Below are 18,845 nucleotides of genomic sequence, written 5' to 3' on the forward strand. Positions count from 1 at the left end.
ATGACCTCCCTAAAAATAATGGTTTAAGCGTGGGACTGAATGCCCCCATACAAGGTTTGATATAAGCCTTCTTGCTCAACGAGCTCACCATGTGTTCCTGTTTGCGTCACTCTGCCGTCTTCAAGCACATAAATCAAATCTGCCTGTTTTACCGCTGACAAACGGTGGGCAACAATAAGTGTGGTTCTTCCACGTAAAAATTCCGTTAACGCACCATGTAATGCTGCTTCCGTTGCAGTATCCAATGCTGACGTTGCTTCGTCTAGGATAACAAATTGTGGATTACTAAGCACCATACGAGCAATGGCCAAACGTTGACGCTGGCCACCGGATAAGCGAATACCATTACGGCCAATTTGCGTTTCCAATCCGTGGTTAAGTTGAGAAATGACATCTTGCAGTTGAGCGACTTCCAGTGCTCGCCAGAGTGCGACCTCATCAAAGTCCCCACCAAGAGTGAGATTATGCCTCAATGAGTCGTTGAATAGTATAGGTTGTTGTAAAACAACGGCAATCTTGTCGCGTATCACTTCAAAGCTGATGTCTTCCGTTAGTTCATCATTAAAACGAATAGAACCTGAATTCTGACGGTAAACACCAATCAATAGTTGGATAAGCGTCGATTTACCTCCACCACTTGCCCCCACCAGAGCGACTTTCGTGCCGGCTGGAATATGAAGAGAAAGGTTGTCCAGCACTTTAATTTCATTGTTGTATGAAAAATCAACATGTTCAATTTTTACATCAACTTCGCGGTTTTCTCTGAAAGGATTTACTTTCGAGACAGGCCTATGTTCTTCTTCTAATACGAGTAGATCATTAATACGCTTGAGGGCCGCTTTTGCACTATACCAAGAGAATTGGATACCCAAAAGCTCTTGAACGGGGGACAGCATAAACCAAAGGTAACCGAAGACCGCAAAGATTTGACCAATAGTAAGGTCACTAAACATGACCATTAACATTGCCACAGCGCGAAATAATTCGAAACCGATCAAAAATAGAAGAAAGGAGACACGCCCTGCAGCTTCTGATTGCCACGCGTATTTATCAGCATCGATACGAACTTGATCGGCGCTATCTTTTAATTGCTTAAGAAATTCTCGCTCTCTATTCGCAGCACGTAACTGGTAAATACCATCAAGTGTTTCCACTAAGCGGTTTTGGAAACGTTCAAATGAATGGTTTTCTTTACGCTTTAAGTGCTTCACCATGCTTCCCAGTTTACGTGAGAAGTAGATAACAATAGGGTTAACCAAAAGAATAAAAAGCCCCAGTCTCCAATCAAGCCAAAGTAGCACGATCGCCGTACCAATAACGGTGAGAAAACTGATAACGAATTTAGCTAACGTGGAGCCTATAAACTGATCGATGGTCTCGATGTCAGTGATCAGGTGCGCATTAATGCCCCCGCTGCCTTTGGTTTCGTATTGTCGAATACTAATACGACCCAGCTTGTCGATCATTTTACTGCGCATCTCGAAGGTGATGGTCTTTGAGACTAGAGTGAATTGACGACTTTGAATAATATTAAGGCCTTGACTGGCTGCCCTCATCAGCACGACTAAGAAGAGAGTAAAGAAGATATAACCCGTCGGTGTATGCCATGACTCAGGCAAAACAGAGTTCATTGCCGCAAGCCCGGATGCTGGTTTGTCTAACAAGACCTCATCAACCATCAGCGGCATAAGGAGAGGGATTGGAACACTAATCAAGGTCGCAAGTACGGCTATCAAGTTCGCTAGGATCAGCTTAGACTTGTGGTTTTTCACTTGTGTTATCAACCAAGAACGGCTAATAGTGTTATTTTTCGGATGCATTTTAATTGAGAATAAGTCCTATTAAAAGTAGGGCAGCATTGTAACGACATACCATAAGAATGGAAGACTAAATAAAAAGCAGGAAGTTAATATGAACATAGAACAATACCATAGACTTACCAAGCAAGCTGTTGCGCTTATCGAATCTGAAAAGGACGTCATTGCAAACCTTGCTAACATCAGTGCTTTACTCAATATGGAAATTGAACATATAAATTGGGTTGGCTTTTACCTAGTAAAAGGGAGCGAGTTGGTGCTTGGTCCTTTTCAAGGTAAGCCTGCGTGCGTTCGAATCCCCATCGGTAGTGGTGTCTGTGGAACAGCTGCGCAAACTAACTGCGTTCAAAGAGTATACGATGTGCACGAATTCGAAGGTCACATCGCTTGTGATGCATCGAGTAACTCAGAAATTGTTGTTCCTTTTGTCATCAATGGGAGGGTGGCTGGAGTATTGGATATCGATAGCCCAAATATTGGTCGATTTAATGAAATTGATGAAGAAGGTCTCTCATATTTTATGGTTGAAGTAGAAAAGCTGCTTAATTCGCACGCTAACGACGCATAAATTCATCTTCGAGTGTGGTTTTTCCTTAGCATGTCACTATAATACGAGAATATTTTTTCTTAAGGCTTCGCGGAAATCCGCTCAAACCAGGAACCCTCATGACTGAAAAGTTAAAAAACAGCAAAGAAGTTATCGCATATATTGCTGAATGTTTCCCAAAGTGCTTTACTTTAGAAGGTGAAGCAAAACCACTGAAAATTGGTATTTTTCAAGATCTTGCGGAACGTCTAAATGAAGACGAAAAAGTAAGCAAAACTCAGCTTCGTGCGGCGTTAAGACAGTACACTTCATCATGGCGTTACCTTCATGGTGTGAAACCAGACGCGGTACGTGTTGATTTAGATGGCAACCCATGTGGTGTGCTAGAAGAGGAACATGTAGAGCACGCTAAAGCGACACTTGCTGAGAGCAAAGCGAAAGTTCAAGCTCGTCGTAAAGAGCAAGCTAAGAAAGCTCGTGAAGAGGGTAAGGCTAAAGCAAAACCTGCGGCTAAGAAGCCACAGCAGCCACGTCGTGCTAATCCAAAAGTACAAAAAGAAAGTAAGCCTGTAGAAACACGCGCGCTAAACGCTGACGAAATCACAACTGGAAACACAGTAAACGTGAATATGGGCAAGGGAAACATGGCAGCGACCATTGTTGAAGTCAATAAGGAAGATGTACGTGTTCAACTTGCTAACGGCCTACAAATGGTTGTGAAAGCGGAGCACTTGCGCGCATAAGGGAGATACTCCTACGCATGAATTGCCGTTCAAAAGTGACACTGATCGCTGCTAGCTTCTGGCTAGTAGCATCAGCTCAGGCTCTAGAAGCTAAATTAAACAAAGATGATTTGCCGGTTCTTGCACCTGAAGTTCAGCATGAAACCGCTAGTAAACGAGTAACGTCTCGATTTACTCGCTCTCATTATAAGCACTTTAACCTTAACGATGATTTCTCCAAGGCGATCTTTGAACGCTACGTAGAAATGCTCGATTACAACAGAAACATTTTTACGCAATCCGATATCGATTCTTTCAAAGATTGGTCAATTAGCCTTGACGATCAGCTGAAAGCTGGCAACAACCAGATTGCCTTTGACGTTTATAACCTTTCGATAAAAAAGCGTTTTGACCGTTTTGCCTACGCGCTGACTCTACTCGATAAAGAAATCAAGTTCGATACTGATGAGTTTATTGAATTAGATCGCTCTGAGGCCGCATGGCCAAAAGACAAAGCAGAGTTAAACGAATTGTGGCGCAAACGTGTTAAGTACGATGCTCTTAACCTTAAAATGACTGGTAAAAAATGGCCAGAAATTAAAGAAGTGTTAGAGAAGCGTTACAACAACGCGATGAAACGTATTACGCAAACTCGTAACGAAGACGCTTTCCAACTTTACATGAATGCTTTTTCTCGTGAAGTGGACCCACATACTAGCTACTTATCTCCACGAAATGCTGAGCAATTCCAATCAGAGATGAATCTGTCACTGGAAGGGATTGGCGCTGTATTGCAAATGACAGATGACTATACCGTGATTCGTTCTTTGGTCGCAGGTGGTCCAGCTTCTAAGAGTAAACAGTTAGGTGAGGGCGACCGCATTATAGGTGTCGGTCAAGATGGCGAAGAAGTTGTTGATGTTATCGGTTGGCGTCTCGATGACGTTGTCCAGTTAATTAAAGGTCCTAAAGGCAGCAAAGTTAACCTTCAAGTCTTGCCAGAAGGTAAGGACACGAAGAGTTACGTTGTCACTATTGTGCGTGATAAAGTTCGCCTAGAAGACCGTGCAGTCAAGTCTGAAATCATAGAGACAGACGGTAAAAAGATTGGTGTCCTTGAAGTGCCAAGCTTCTACGTTGGCCTTTCGAAAGATACCGACAAATTGCTGACTGAGTTAAAAAGTAAGAATGTTGATGGTGTCATCGTGGACTTGCGCAACAACGGTGGCGGTGCACTCACTGAGGCTACGGCACTCACTGGCCTGTTTATTAAAGAAGGGCCAGTTGTTCAAGTGCGAGATAGTTACGGTCGAATCAAAGTTAACGCGGATACTGATGGCAAAATAAGTTACGATGGCCCATTAACTGTATTGATTAATCGTTATAGCGCTTCTGCGTCTGAGATTTTTGCGGCAGCAATGCAGGATTACAACCGAGCGATTATACTTGGTGAAAACTCTTTCGGTAAGGGAACAGTTCAACAGCACCGTTCATTAAATCACATCTACGATCTTTTCGACAAAGAACTTGGCTATGTGCAATATACTATTCAAAAGTTCTATCGGATTGATGGTGGCAGTACTCAAAATCGTGGTGTAGCACCAGACATTGCTTACCCAACTCCAGTTGAGCCAAGTGAAACTGGCGAGAGTGTTGAGGGCAACGCTCTGCCTTGGGACAGTATCGATAAAGCGAAATATCAAACGCTGCCAAGTAATGCTGCACTTGTAACCAAGCTTACTAAGCTTCATACCAAGCGTATTGCTGATGAAATGGAATTCCGATTCATCAATGAGGATATCGAAAAGTACCGTAAAGAGAAAGATGATAACTTATTGTCTCTTAACGAGAAAGTTCGTGAAGATGAATCAGACAAAGCTGATGCCTTACGTTTAGAGCGGATTAATAAACGCCAATCTCACTTGGATAAAAAAGCATTCAAGAAGTTAGACGATGTACCGAAAGACTACGAAGCACCAGACGTTTATCTCGATGAATCCGTCGCTATAATGGTAGATATGCTGAAGAAGTAAAAATTCAGTGATAACGACTATAAATATTAGACATTAAGAGTGAGTCATTGCGGCTCACTCTTTTTTTTTGTGTTTAAACCGTGGGTTATTGAGTAATCTCAATTGTTAATACTCTTAATTTGCACCAATAATTTACGTGATGAAGTTCATATATTTAGCAAAAATGAGATCTAGAGCCTAAGCTAAAAGAAAACGATAAGGATTCCGTTATGAAATGGTTCGTTATTTTGCTTAGCTGTTGCTGCATCAGCATATCTAGCGCGGAAACCAACAAGGAAGATGAACTTAGCCATTTTGATACACCTTTTCTAATTGGTGACTGGTATCTCATGAACCCAAACCCGGACGACACATCAGAGGATTTTCGGGCGATAAAGCTGACTCTAGGTTCAGATTACACGTTTGCCATTGATATTCAAAAACGTGATTATTCAATTGACCATTGGGAAGGGCTGTACAATGCCAATGAAGACACCCTTGTCCTTGGGTTGAATACTGATGAACCTCAAGTTTATTCATATCGAAATAATCACAATACACTCGACCTAAACGGTGTGATGTTTACCAAGGGGTTGCCTGATGCGCTAGCGGGGATTTGGTCTAGTTCACAAATTGCTGGCGATGGTATGCTGGCCAACAACATCAATCAGATGGATCTCGTTCTTCAATCAGACTTCGTATTTATGTTTAGAGTTTCGAATGCAGAAGGTGAGGAATCCGTCAAGCAGGGCGTATTCTTCACAGAAGATGAACATCTCGTTCTTTTGTACGAGAACGGTGAACATGGAACGCGATACACATTAAATCAAAATGAATTAACGATTGAGGATTCTGCAGGTAACATGTACGCAGAGCTTAATAGAGTTACGCCGTAACAAATAGGTGGCTGGCTATAACATCACTTTCCAGTGACACTTCTTGCTGGCTTTACGTGGCTGAGTAATAGTGAATTATTCTGGCGTAGACTAAATGTTAATCAGAAAACTGAGCTAGGCCACTAAACGCCCCGTTTTTTTACGGAAAGACTTGTATTCTGATACCACAAACCCTACAAATAGCTTATATAGTGATACCAGCTAACCTTCGTTACTGGTATTTTTGTGGTTATCTATACAAGGATTTATGGACATGTCTCAAGCTCCTCAAGCGAAATATCGCAAAGATTATACAGTGCCATCTCATAACATTACTGATATTGATTTGACGTTTGATCTTCATGACAATGACACTATCGTTACCGCAGTCTCAAACATAGTCCAAAAGGCTGAATCAACGACATTAGAACTTGATGGCGAAGCTCTAGATCTGCGCGGAGTAAAAGTAAATGGTGAAGATTGGACTCATTATAATGTCAAAGAGGCTTCTTTAGTTCTCTCCGATCTGCCAGCAGAATTTGAATTGACAATCATTACTAAGATCGATCCAGAAGCGAACACTGCGTTGGAAGGTTTATACAAATCAGGTGGTGCATTTTGTACACAGTGTGAAGCAGAGGGTTTCCGACGCATTACTTATTACTTGGACCGTCCAGACGTTCTTGCAAAATACACAACAAAAGTCATTGCTAATAAAGCGTTATATCCATACCTGCTGAGCAACGGTAACCGTATTGCTGAAGGGGAAGCTGAAAATGGTCGCCACTGGGTTCAGTGGCAGGACCCACACCCAAAACCCGCTTACTTGTTCGCTTTGGTAGCCGGTGACTTCGATGTTCTGCACGATACATACACAACGATGTCTGGCCGTGAAGTTGACTTGGAGATCTTCGTCGATAAAGGCAATCTAGATCGCGCAAGTCATGCGATGACTTCGCTGATCAATTCGATGAAGTGGGATGAAGAGCGCTTCTGCCTTGAATACGATCTTGATGTCTACATGATCGTGGCGGTCGATTTCTTCAACATGGGCGCGATGGAAAACAAAGGTCTAAACATCTTCAACTCGAAGTTTGTTCTTGCAAACGAAAAAACCGCAACTGACCGCGAGTACCTGGGCATTGAAGCGGTAATTGGTCACGAATACTTCCACAACTGGACAGGTAACCGCGTGACTTGTCGTGACTGGTTTCAACTGAGTTTGAAAGAAGGACTAACCGTATTCCGTGATCAGGAATTCTCATCGGATCTTGGTTCCCGAGCGGTTAACCGTATCGACAACGTGCGCATTATACGTGGTCCTCAGTTTGCGGAGGACTCTAGTCCAATGTCGCATCCAATTCGTCCAGATAAAGTGATTGAAATGAATAACTTCTACACGTTAACTGTGTATGAAAAGGGCAGCGAAGTGATCCGCATGTACCACACACTACTTGGCGAAGAAGGCTTCCAAAAAGGCATGAAGCTTTACTTCGAGCGTCATGATGGTACCGCGGCAACGTGTGAAGATTTCGTTTCTGCAATGGAAGACGCAACCGGCGTTGACCTTAAGCAGTTCCGCTTATGGTACAGCCAGTCTGGTACGCCAACACTTCGTGTAAACAGTGAATACAATGCGGAAGCAAAAACTTACGCACTAACGGTTGAGCAATTTACTGAAGCAACACACGACCAAGCAGAAAAACAAGCGCTACATATTCCATTTGATATTGAGCTATACGCACAAAACGGTGACGTGATTCCCCTGATTATCAACGGTGAATCAGTACACAACGTCCTGGACGTGAAGCAAGACAAGCAGACTTTCGTGTTCGAAAACGTCGCAGAACAACCAGTGCCATCATTGCTTCGTGAGTTCTCTGCACCAGTTAAATTGGAATACGATTACAGCGATGATGAACTGATTTTCTTGATGAAGCACGCAACGAACGATTTTGCTCGTTGGGACGCTAGCCAAATGCTATTAGCGAAATACATTTGTCAAAACGTCACTAATGTTCAAGCAGGTGGAGAGGTTAAGCTGTCAGAAGACTTGATCGATGCATTCCGTGGTGTCCTACTTGATGCAAATCTTGAACCTGCGTTTATTGCTCAAGTGCTTTCTCTGCCTTCCATCAACGAAATCACTGGTTGGTACAAGCAGATTGATATTGATGCGGTAGATACGGTACTGAATAAAATTACAGTGTCACTTTCTAAAGAGCTAGAAGATGAGCTGAGTGCTACTTATCATGCATCGAACCAAGCAGAGTACAGCATTGCTCACGATGCAATTGGTAAACGAGCTTTGCGTAACCAATGTCTGCAGTTCCTAGCTCACACTGAAAAGGGTAACGAGCTAGCGAAAGCGCAATACGAGTCATCAAACAATATGACGGACACGATCGCGGCCATGAGTGCAGCAAACAGTGCACAGCTTGAATGTCGTGAAGCGCTAATGGCGGATTACAGCGACAAGTGGAAGCATGATGGTCTGGTTATGGACAAATGGTTTGTTCTTCAGGGCAGCAACCCAGTAGAAAACGCACTTGAGAAAGTGAAAGAAACCATGAGCCACGAAGCATTTAGCTTGAAGAACCCGAACCGTACACGTAGCTTGATTGGTTCTTTCTTAAACGCAAACCCAGTGCAATTCCATGATAAGTCAGGTTCTGGTTACCAGTTTGCTGGTGAGATCCTTCGTCATTTAAACGAAACCAACCCACAAGTGGCGTCTCGTATGATTGATCCTTTATTGAAGTTCCGTAAATACGATGAAAAACGCCAAAAATTGATTCGTGCAGAGCTCGAAAAGCTTAAAGCGATGGACAATCTAGCGAAAGACTTATTTGAAAAAGTGACGAAAGCACTGGACGAATAACCGACAAAATAATAGGGTGGTCGTTTTGACCACCCTAGTTATTGTCTTGATCAAAATCCATACTCATGAACCAGTATCACTTCACTCTTAACATTCCATACCAAACATTTCTTTCACATTACTCTGGTGCCGCAAGTTCGGTACAAGTCATTACTGACAAGGGGTTAAGGGTGCAACTAGATGCATCAAAATTCCGACCATTTCTCAGTCAATTGGGCATTAAAGGACGTTTTAGACTCACAACTGACCAAAATAGTAAGTTTCTAAAGTTAGAAGCTCTGTAATCCCCGATATTTCTAGTGACTTAAACAGGAATCTTAGTCACATAATCAAACATTTCACCTCCTACCACTAGTATTTCTTGTTAAACATTTGTAATTATGCTTTTACAATAGATGCTTGCATTACCTATGCTTAGTTTCGAGAATAAAACTCGAAGTTGAGTCCCCCTACAAAACAACAATTCTAATCTGGAGTGTGAATATGACCGCGCGTGAAAATGTAGTGCCGGTTCTGCTTGAAAAGGTATATCAGCTAATTCAAGACAAACTCGAGCTTTCTCACCAGCCGCTTGTAACTAAACTTGCTCAACACCTATTTAGTAACATTGCTGATGATGACTTGATTCAGCGAAACGAATCCGACCTTTATGGTGCTGTTGTCAGCTTATGGCACCATGTCAATGAACAGAAACCTGAAGATATCTCGGTAAGGGTATTCCACCCAACGGTCAGCCGCCAAGGTTGGCAATCGACTCACACCATCGTTGAAATTGTTGTACCAGACAGCCCATTTTTGGTGGACTCCATCAAGATGGCGCTAACGCGGCTCGACCTTGTTTCTCACCTGATGCTCAACAACCCTACGCAATTAGAACGCGATAAGAACGGACAAGTGACGGACATTAATGGTGAGGGCGGCGTTCTTCAATCTCTATTTCATATCGAAGTTGATCGCTTAAGCAGTAAAGAAGAGATGCAAGCGCTTAAAAACGAGCTTCGAACCATTTTGTCTGACACACGCTTGGTTGTTGATGATTGGAAACAAATGGTTGAGAAGCTTAATATCGTCACTGCCGATCTTGAGAAGAATAAAGATCGAGTGTCAATGAAGACGGATCGTTTGGATGAAACGATCGAATATCTCCGCTGGTTAGGGGATCATAACTTCACCTTCATGGGTTACAAAGAATATGATCTTGTCAGCGTTAATGGCGACACTGAGCTTCAACCTGCGAAAGAGAAAGGCCTAGGTCTGTTCGCCGATGATAACCGCGTTCGTAGCATCAAACTTTCGGAGCTTTCTGACTCAGCGAGGCTTGAAGCAAAAAAACCTTATGCATTGATTATTACTAAGGGTAACCAAGCATCTCGCATCCACCGACCAGCATACACTGATTATATTGGCGTCAAGAAGTTTGATGAGAACGGCAAAGTGGTTGGTGAGCACCGATTCACAGGTCTCTATACTTCAGCTGTATATAACCAAGCAGTACAAAGTATTCCTCTGATTCGCGAAAAAGTCGATCGTATCTTAGAAGCCAGCGGCTATCGTAACGGATCGTACTTTTATAAAGCACTGCATAACATATTAGAAAACTACCCGCGTGATGAGCTGCTCCAAGCTCGAGAAGAAGAGCTATTAGAAGTAGGAATGGGCGTAGTGCAGATGCAAGACCGTGATTTATTGCGCTTGTTTGTACGCAAAGACCCGTTTGGCCGCTTCTTTAGCTGCATGGTTTATACCACGAAAGATCGCTACAACACTGAGCTTCGCAGTCAAACCCAGCGTATTCTTAAGCAATACTTCGGTTGTGAGCAAGAAGTTGAATTTACCACCTTCTTTTCAGAAAGCCCGTTGGCAAGAACCCACTATATTGTACGTGTAGACAATAACAACATTGATGTTGACGTGAAAAAGATTGAGCAGAACTTAATGGAAGTATCGACTTCATGGGATGACCGCCTAAAAGAATCCATCATTGCTAACTTTGGTGAGAGTAGAGGTCTTCCACTTTCGAAAGAGTACATGAGCGCGTTCCCGCGTTCATACAAAGAAGAGATGATGCCAGGCTCTGCGGTTGCAGACATCGAACGTTTAGAAGCGTTAAGCGATGATAACAAACTTGGTATGTTGTTCTATCGTCCGCAAGAAGAAGCGGCAGAGTCGAAGGCAGTTCGCTTAAAGCTTTATCATCGCGATGAGCCAATTCATCTATCCGATGTGATGCCGATGTTGGAAAATTTGGGTCTACGTGTGATCGGTGAATCGCCATATCAGATCGAAACCAAAAACGGTCAAACGTTTTGGATCCTAGATTTCTCCATGCTGCATAAGAGTGAAAATACGGTTGATCTTCGTGAGGCTCGCGATCGTTTTCAACAAGCTTTTGCTGAAATATGGGCTGGAAATCTAGAGAGTGATGGTTTTAACCGCCTGTTATTAGGTGCTTCTTTGTCTGGTCGTGAGATCTCAATTCTTCGTGCTTATGCACGCTACATGCGTCAAGTTGGCTTCCCATTTAGCCAACAATACATTGAAGATACTCTTAGCCATTATCCAGATTTGGCAACTGGTCTTGTTAACCTGTTCACTAAGCGATTCGATCCAAAACACAAAGGCAGTGAAAAAGGTCAAAACGACCTTATTAAGAAAATAACGGCAGAGTTGGATCGTGTGGAAAGCCTGGATGACGATCGTATTATCCGTCGCTACATGGAAATGATCACGGCAACATTGCGTACTAACTACTATCAGTTGGGCGAGAATAACCAGCCGAAGCCTTGGCTGTCATTAAAAATGAAGCCAAGCGAAATCCCAGATATTCCTCAACCAGTACCTGCATTTGAAATTTTTGTGTACGCTCCGGACATTGAGGGTGTGCACTTGCGTGGTGGTAAAGTTGCACGTGGTGGTTTACGTTGGTCAGACCGTCAAGAGGATTTTCGTACAGAGATCCTAGGCCTAGTCAAAGCACAACAGGTTAAAAACACGGTAATCGTTCCAGTGGGTGCGAAAGGTGGTTTTGTTTGTAAGCGACAGCACACTCTGACCACGCGTGATGAAATTTTTGCGGAAGGCCAACGCTGCTACAAACGTTTCATCCGCGCACTTCTAGACGTTTCCGATAACATCATTGAAGGCGAGGTAATTCCACCGAAGAACGTTGTGCGTCATGACGAAGATGACCCATACTTGGTTGTCGCTGCCGATAAAGGCACTGCGACGTTTTCTGATTTAGCAAACTCTGTTTCAGATGAATACAACTTCTGGCTAGGTGATGCGTTTGCTTCAGGCGGCTCGAATGGCTACGACCACAAAGCGATGGGCATCACAGCGAAAGGTGGTTGGGAGTCGGTGAAACGTCATTTCCGAGAAATGGGTATCAACTGTCAAACAACAGACTTCACCGTAATTGGTGTGGGTGATATGGCCGGCGACGTATTTGGAAACGGCATGTTGCTATCTAAGCACATTCGTCTGCAAGCGGCGTTTAACCACATGCACATCTTTATTGATCCGAATCCAGATTCAGCCACCAGCTGGGAAGAGCGTAATCGCTTATTTAATCTGCCTCGATCGAGTTGGGAAGATTACAACTCAGCTTTGATCTCGAAGGGTGGTGGTATTTTCTCTCGTCGTTCTAAATCGATCCAATTATCACCAGAAATCCAAAAAATGTTGGGCACGAAGAAAACATCTTTAGCGCCAAACGATCTGATTAAAATGATCCTGCAGATGAAGGTGGATCTACTCTGGAATGGTGGTATCGGCACATACGTTAAAGCCTCTAGCGAAACACATACTGATGTTGGTGATCGTGCAAACGACGTTCTTCGCATCGACGGGCGTGATTTAAAAGCGAAAGTTGTTGGCGAAGGTGGAAATTTGGGGATGACCCAGCTTGGACGTATCGAGTTTGCAACGACAGGTGGTCGCGTTAACACCGACTTTGTAGATAATGTCGGCGGCGTTGACTGTTCCGACAACGAGGTGAACATTAAGATCTTCTTAAATGGTCTTGTGTCGAATGGCGATCTAACCGTAAAACAACGTAACCAAATACTTGTATCGATGGAAGACGAGGTGGGTGAAATTGTATTAGACGATGCGTACCGTCAATCTGAATCGATTTCAGTGACTGAGCAGCAAGGGGTCGGAATCGTTAAAGAGCAAATCCGTTTCATTCATACTATGGAGAAAGCAGGGTACTTGGATCGTGCTCTTGAGTACATTCCAGATGATGAAACGCTGATTGAGCGCGAAAAACAAGGCCTTGGCCTGACTCGTCCTGAGCTCTCTGTTCTTGTTGCTTACGGCAAGATGGTTCTTAAAGAGCTGTTGGTTGCTGATGACATTGCAAATGATGAATTCCATGGCAAACAGTTAGCCGCTTACTTCCCAAGTGAGTTACGCCGTAACTATAAAGATCAAATGGTGAACCACCCATTACGTGCTGAAATCATCGCAACTGGGTTGGCAAACCAAATGGTCAATGAAATGGGCTGTAATTTCGTGACTCGTTTGCAAGAAGAGACGGGCGCGAGTGTGGTCGATATCGCGAATGCTTACAGTGCGACTCGTGAGATCTTCGAATTAGAAGATATTCTAAAACAAACACGCGCGCTGGATAACATTGCTACAGCACAAGCGCAGTATGAAATTATGTTTTATGTCCGTCGCGCATTGCGCCGTATTTCTCGTTGGCTACTTCGCAACCGCAGTGGTAAGAATACGGTAACCGAGTTAGTGGCACTGTATAAAGATGATGTTCATACTATTACTGAAACACTTGACACCATGTTAGTTGCTTCAGAAGTAGAAGAGCATAACGATCTTGCTCAGAAGTGGATTGAACGTGGTATAGAAAAGGATCTGGCCAATCACGTTGCTCGTCTTTCTAGCCTACAATCAGCGCTGGATATTTCCGCTGTGGCAAGCGAAACGGGTAAAACGGTTGAGCAAGCCTCTAAACTTTACTTTAACTTAGGTGACCGCTTATCACTTCACTGGTTCTTGAAGCAAATTAACAGTCAAGCAGTAGACAACAATTGGCAAGCACTTGCGCGAGCAGCGTTTCGCGAGGATCTCGATTGGCAACAACGACAATTGACGGCTCAAGTTCTAACCTGCGGTTGCTCGACCGAAGACCTAGACGTGATGCAAGCACTAGAAGATTGGATGACAACCAATGAACGATCACTTCATCGTTGGGAAAGTATCTTGAACGAGTTTAAAGTTGGATCTGTTCATGAGTTTGCGAAATTCTCTGTCGCGCTAAGAGAGTTGGTTCTACTCAACTTAAACTGCTCTTCAAACGAATAGGGTATATACTCCTTAAAAGCCTCGCAATTGCGAGGCTTTTTTATATTGAAACGATGTAAATTTGTATTTTTAGTTACAGTGTCATGTATCATCTAAGTTTTTATCGCATAAAATCGTTTGCCTTTGTCAGGAAGGCTATTGTTTTATATGACGAACATCCCCTTAAAAAATTGATTTATAAGCTAAAAATTCCACTGTAAGTACTATTTTGCTGAATTCATTCATTTTCATTGAATTGAGATAAAAAACAGTAAATAATACCTACCCGTTTACACGGGGCTTTTTTCTTTCGGAGGCACAATGCTTTACCGTCTAGCCAGAACTGGCTTTTTTCAACTTGATGCCGAAAAGGCACATGATCTTGCAATCAAAAACTTCCAGCGCTTTAACGGCACTCCTCTCGACCTTTGTTATCGACAGCAATTACCAAATCGTCCAGTAGAATGCATGGGGCTGACATTCCGCAACCCAGTAGGCCTTGCGGCTGGTTTAGACAAGAATGGCGAATGCATCGAAGCATTTGATGCTATGGGCTTTGGTTTTATCGAGGTTGGTACTGTTACGCCTCGTCCACAGTTGGGTAACGAAAAGCCTCGCTTGTTCCGCTTAGTTGAAGCCGAAGGTATCATCAACCGCATGGGCTTTAATAATCTTGGTGTCGATTATCTGGTTGAGAATGTGAAGAAGGCGAAATACAACTGCGTTCTTGGCATCAATATTGGCAAAAATAAAAATACGCCAATTGAGAAAGGGGTAGAGGACTACCTGATTTGTATGGAAAAAGTGTATGAGCACGCGGGATACATTGCCGTAAATATCTCGTCACCAAATACACCTGGACTTCGTTCTCTGCAATACGGTGAAGCGCTTGATGAGCTATTATCTGAACTCAAATCAAAACAAGCAGAATTGGCAGAAAAACATGGTAAATATGTACCGCTTGCACTAAAAATTGCGCCAGATTTGAGTGACGAGGAAATCAGCCAGATTTGTGAGTCTCTGATTGAAAACAATATTGACGGTGTGATCGCAACAAACACGACGTTGGACCGCACAGTCGTTGATGGCATGAAGCATGCGAACGAGGCGGGTGGCCTAAGTGGGCGCCCAATGCAATCTCGTTCAACGGAAGTGGTGCGTAAACTTCATGAAGAACTCGGTGACAAACTTCCTATCATAGGTGTGGGCGGTGTTGACTCATACGTTGCAGCAAAAGAGAAGATGATGGCAGGAGCTCGACTTGTCCAAGTTTACACTGGATTCATCTACCACGGGCCGAGACTCGTACGTGATATTGTTAAAAACCTATAAGAAAAAGCATTAAATAGCAGAGAAATCGCGGCTTGTTACAAGAAAAAGAGGAATTCGTTTCCTCTTTTTTTTTATTCGTTCGTTTGTAGAATTTAATATTATGAGTAGGTAACTAAGCGTCTTACCTCTTATTACTGATTAACTAGTCACAAACAAGAGAACGTAATAATGCTTAAACCCAGCGACAAATGGAATTGGTATTTTGACGAGCAGAAAGCTTGCCTAATGCTGGATTTAGGGGAGGAGATGATTTTCCAAACCAATCTAAGCCGTAAGCTGTTGGTCAATTGTGCCTTCTCAGACAATGAATTTACCGTTGATGACGCAAGTGCGTTCCAAACGTACAACGAGAAAATCCGGTGTCTTGACATCAACGAATACCGCCAAGCCGAACTTACGCTCTATTGCGTAGCTGCGAAACGCTTTCATAAGCCCGTTCAGCCTAAGAGTTGGTTCTTTGACGCCCAATGCGATGGGCACGAGCCAGAAGAAGGGGACATGGTCTTTTTAACAAACCGTTATTCAGAAGGCATTTTCATCGTGTTAGAGTCGGGAGAGGCATCAAGTCTTTGCGCTTATGTAGGAAAAGATGAATTCCTGCTCGATGGCAACAAAGCGCTATCATTCGGACAACCAATTAAAGTGATGCACGATCGCATGGTATGCGCCAAGCATTTATTTATGACGGTGCCAATGGCAATGGTGGGCTAGTTCCCTTTGATTTTTTCTCTATTTTCGTTCCTTTTTTACATTAATCGACCAAGCTAGGTCGATTTTTTTTACTCAAATTTTATCATTATCCCCTCCGTATAAACTTCAGTGTCGCTGTAGGCGAGGGCATTAACGTGCTTAATATACGACGCTGCTCAATTTTATTTCAACTTTAGCATTTTAGCATCCGCTTAAATTAGGCCATCTAACGACAATAAATCCACCATTTATTCCCCTTTAGTTGGGTTTTGTAAGTAGATTACACATTAAATTACCCTCTGGTATAGTCCAGATTTGCGCTGAATAAGTATTCGCTTACCCCATGGGGCACATTTTTATTAGACGATAATTTAAGAGATGTATTTTTCTTATGGATGGATGTGGTTTGACTTTCAACAAAAGAGATTGGTGAGTGTTTGCGCTAACGAAAGAGAAATCGCCTTTAAAAACGAGGCATTGATCGTAAAGTCAGGTATAATTAAAAGCATTTTTTATCGACGAAAGAACACTATGAATCAATATCTCGCGGTAACTTCGAACGGCATGGAAAACTTGCTTGTAGAAGAACTGACCAAACTAGGCATTGAAAACGCCAAACCAGTACAGGCAGGCGTTAAATTTAAGGCAACGAACGAACAAATTTACCGTTGCTGTTTGTGGAGCCGCTTGGCGTCTCGATTTGTACGTGTTTTATCGGAGTTTACCTGTAACGACGACATGGACCTTTACTTGTCGACGTCTGCAATTAACTGGGTAAACCAATTCCACAGCTCAAAACGTTTTGTGGTTGATTTCAATGGTACCAACCGTGAAATTCGTAATAGCCAGTACGGTGCGATGAAAGTGAAAGATGGCATCGTGGATTGCTTCGAGAAGAAGAACCTCCCTCGTCCAAACATCAGTAAAGAGTGTCCAGATATCCGTGTTCACGTACGTCTTCACAAAGACAAAGCGATCCTCGGTGTGGACATGGTAGGCAGTGGTCTTCATCAACGTGGCTATCGTCCTGAATCTGGTCGAGCTCCGTTACGCGAGACACTCGCCGCAGCAATCATCATTCGTTGTGGCTGGGATGGCTCTCAGCCACTTTTAGATCCTATGTGTGGTTCTGGTACTTTGTTGATTGAAGCTGCAATGATGGCGGCGAACATGGCACCAGGTGTGAAGCGCAAACAGTGGGGCTTTGAAGCACTAGAGGATTTTGAACCTGAGCTTTGGGCGGAGATTAAATCGCAAGCAAATGTACAGGCTCGACGTGGCGTCAAAAAAGTTGACGCTAAGTTTTTTGGCTTTGATAACGACCCTAAAGTACTGAAAGTTGCGCAGGACAATGCACGTCGTGCCGGTGTAGAAGAACTCATTACCTTTGCACAAGGTGATGCTGCAACCATCGTTCGCCCTGCTGGTTTCGAAGCTGGCGTCATTGTTTCTAACCCACCTTATGGTGAACGCCTTGGTACAGAGCCGGGTTTGATTGCGTTATACACGGCGTTTGGCGGTCAACTGAAAGCGGAGTTCGGTGGCTGTAAAGCGTCTATCTTCTCGAGCTCAGACGAGCTATTAAGCTGTCTTCGTATGCGTGCGGACAGACAGTTTAAATTGAACAATGGTGCGTTACCGTGTCACCAAAAAAACTACAGCATCGCAGAACGCAGTGCAGATGAAGTGAAAGGCGCAGCGGGGACCAATGTACAAATCGCAGCTGACTTCTCAAATCGCTTGAAAAAAAATATCGGTAAGATTGGTAAGTGGGCGCGTAAAGAGAAACTGGATTGTTACCGTATCTATGATGCAGACCTTCCGGAGTACAACGTCGCAATTGACGTTTATGGTGATCAAATTGTTATTCAAGAATATGCAGCACCAAAAGATATTCCTGAAGAAAAAGCGAAGCGTCGTTTGACTGACATCATTCGTGCAACAATTCAGGTGACAGGCGTAGAAGCGAATAAAGTTGTACTGAAAGTTCGTGAGAAGCAAAAAGGTCGTAACCAGTATCAAAAATTAGGTCAGGTTTCTGAGACACTTGAAGTGAACGAGTACGGCGTAAAGTTGATTGTTAACCTTCACGACTACTTAGACACTGGCTTGTTCTTAGATCATAAGATCACTCGTCGTCGTCTTGGTGAAATGGCGCAGGGGAAAGACTTCCTCAACTTGTTTGCTTACACAGGCAGTGCAACAGTGCACGCTGCGGTTGGTGGTGCACGCTCCACCACGACTATTGACATGTCGAATACCTACCTTAACTGGGCAAAAGACAATATGCAGCTAAACGGCTGTGTGGGTCGTCAGCATCGTTTTGAGCAAGCTGACTGTCTGCAGTGGCTTGAAAACGCGAAAGGTGAATACGATCTTATCTTTATTGATCCACCGACATTCTCTAACTCTAAGCGCATGGAAACGTCGTTTGATGTTCAACGCGATCATATCAAGTTAATGGCAAACCTTAAGCGCTTACTGCGTGCTGGCGGTACGATTGTATTCTCTAACAATAAACGTCATTTTAAGATGGACGAAGCAGAACTTGTTGCGCTGGGCCTGAAAGCACAGAATATTTCTTCACAAACTCTGCCTCTGGATTTCTCTCGTAACAAGCACATCCACAACTGCTGGCTTGTAACTCATACAGAATAGGGACGAA

Annotated in this window: 11 protein-coding genes; 10 read left to right on the forward strand and 1 reads right to left on the reverse strand. The window is 43.4% G+C overall.

Annotated features, from left to right (window positions below):
* Nucleotides 1–23: 23 nt before the first annotated feature.
* A complete protein-coding gene (locus AND4_RS03540; protein WP_009841535.1) occupies nt 24–1,820 on the reverse strand; it encodes an ABC transporter ATP-binding protein in 1,797 nt (598 codons plus the stop codon).
* 91 nt (nt 1,821–1,911) lie between these two features.
* On the opposite strand from AND4_RS03540, the gene AND4_RS03545 reads away from it, so the two are divergent.
* From AND4_RS03545 to rlmKL, 10 genes are all read left to right on the forward strand, one after another.
* Complete coding sequence (locus tag AND4_RS03545) at nt 1,912–2,385, forward strand: GAF domain-containing protein (RefSeq protein WP_009841536.1); 474 nt, start codon at nt 1,912–1,914, stop codon at nt 2,383–2,385.
* A gap of 98 nt (nt 2,386–2,483) precedes the next feature.
* Nucleotides 2,484–3,107: an RNA chaperone ProQ gene (gene proQ / locus AND4_RS03550; protein ID WP_009841537.1), complete on the forward strand. Its 624-nt coding sequence runs from the start codon at nt 2,484–2,486 to the stop codon at nt 3,105–3,107.
* Between the two features lie 17 nt (nt 3,108–3,124).
* A complete protein-coding gene (gene prc, locus AND4_RS03555; protein ID WP_009841538.1) occupies nt 3,125–5,119 on the forward strand; it encodes a carboxy terminal-processing peptidase in 1,995 nt (664 codons plus the stop codon).
* A gap of 209 nt (nt 5,120–5,328) precedes the next feature.
* Nucleotides 5,329–5,994, forward strand: a complete 666-nt coding sequence (locus AND4_RS03560; RefSeq protein WP_009841539.1) for a hypothetical protein — start codon at nt 5,329–5,331, stop codon at nt 5,992–5,994.
* Nucleotides 5,995–6,247: 253 nt separating this feature from the next.
* Complete coding sequence (gene pepN, locus AND4_RS03565; protein WP_009841540.1) at nt 6,248–8,854, forward strand: aminopeptidase N; 2,607 nt, start codon at nt 6,248–6,250, stop codon at nt 8,852–8,854.
* A gap of 65 nt (nt 8,855–8,919) precedes the next feature.
* A complete protein-coding gene (locus tag AND4_RS19395; RefSeq protein ID WP_009841541.1) occupies nt 8,920–9,138 on the forward strand; it encodes a DUF2835 domain-containing protein in 219 nt (72 codons plus the stop codon).
* 199 nt (nt 9,139–9,337) lie between these two features.
* Nucleotides 9,338–14,179, forward strand: a complete 4,842-nt coding sequence (locus AND4_RS03570; protein ID WP_009841542.1) for an NAD-glutamate dehydrogenase — start codon at nt 9,338–9,340, stop codon at nt 14,177–14,179.
* 300 nt (nt 14,180–14,479) lie between these two features.
* Nucleotides 14,480–15,490, forward strand: coding sequence for a quinone-dependent dihydroorotate dehydrogenase (gene pyrD, locus AND4_RS03575; RefSeq protein WP_009841543.1), 1,011 nt, complete (start codon nt 14,480–14,482; stop codon nt 15,488–15,490).
* Nucleotides 15,491–15,658: 168 nt separating this feature from the next.
* A complete protein-coding gene (locus tag AND4_RS03580; protein ID WP_009841544.1) occupies nt 15,659–16,201 on the forward strand; it encodes a cell division protein ZapC in 543 nt (180 codons plus the stop codon).
* Nucleotides 16,202–16,711: 510 nt separating this feature from the next.
* Nucleotides 16,712–18,838 carry a bifunctional 23S rRNA (guanine(2069)-N(7))-methyltransferase RlmK/23S rRNA (guanine(2445)-N(2))-methyltransferase RlmL gene (gene rlmKL, locus AND4_RS03585; protein ID WP_043991475.1) on the forward strand — a complete coding sequence of 709 codons (2,127 nt, stop codon included), beginning with the start codon at nt 16,712–16,714 and terminating at the stop codon, nt 18,836–18,838.
* Nucleotides 18,839–18,845: the final 7 nt, after the last annotated feature.

The sequence above is a fragment of the Vibrio sp. AND4 genome (genome assembly GCF_000171815.1).
Lineage (GTDB): Bacteria > Pseudomonadota > Gammaproteobacteria > Enterobacterales > Vibrionaceae > Vibrio.

What these genes read in the sequence shown, in the direction of transcription:
- AND4_RS03540 (WP_009841535.1), bottom strand. Translation starts at nt 1,820, where the DNA reads ATGCATCCGAAAAATAACACTATTAGCCGTTCTTGGTTGATAACACAA.
- AND4_RS03545 (WP_009841536.1), top strand. Translation starts at nt 1,912, where the DNA reads ATGAACATAGAACAATACCATAGACTTACCAAGCAAGCTGTTGCGCTT.
- proQ (WP_009841537.1), top strand. Translation starts at nt 2,484, where the DNA reads ATGACTGAAAAGTTAAAAAACAGCAAAGAAGTTATCGCATATATTGCT.
- prc (WP_009841538.1), top strand. Translation starts at nt 3,125, where the DNA reads ATGAATTGCCGTTCAAAAGTGACACTGATCGCTGCTAGCTTCTGGCTA.
- AND4_RS03560 (WP_009841539.1), top strand. Translation starts at nt 5,329, where the DNA reads ATGAAATGGTTCGTTATTTTGCTTAGCTGTTGCTGCATCAGCATATCT.
- pepN (WP_009841540.1), top strand. Translation starts at nt 6,248, where the DNA reads ATGTCTCAAGCTCCTCAAGCGAAATATCGCAAAGATTATACAGTGCCA.
- AND4_RS19395 (WP_009841541.1), top strand. Translation starts at nt 8,920, where the DNA reads ATGAACCAGTATCACTTCACTCTTAACATTCCATACCAAACATTTCTT.
- AND4_RS03570 (WP_009841542.1), top strand. Translation starts at nt 9,338, where the DNA reads ATGACCGCGCGTGAAAATGTAGTGCCGGTTCTGCTTGAAAAGGTATAT.
- pyrD (WP_009841543.1), top strand. Translation starts at nt 14,480, where the DNA reads ATGCTTTACCGTCTAGCCAGAACTGGCTTTTTTCAACTTGATGCCGAA.
- AND4_RS03580 (WP_009841544.1), top strand. Translation starts at nt 15,659, where the DNA reads ATGCTTAAACCCAGCGACAAATGGAATTGGTATTTTGACGAGCAGAAA.
- rlmKL (WP_043991475.1), top strand. Translation starts at nt 16,712, where the DNA reads ATGAATCAATATCTCGCGGTAACTTCGAACGGCATGGAAAACTTGCTT.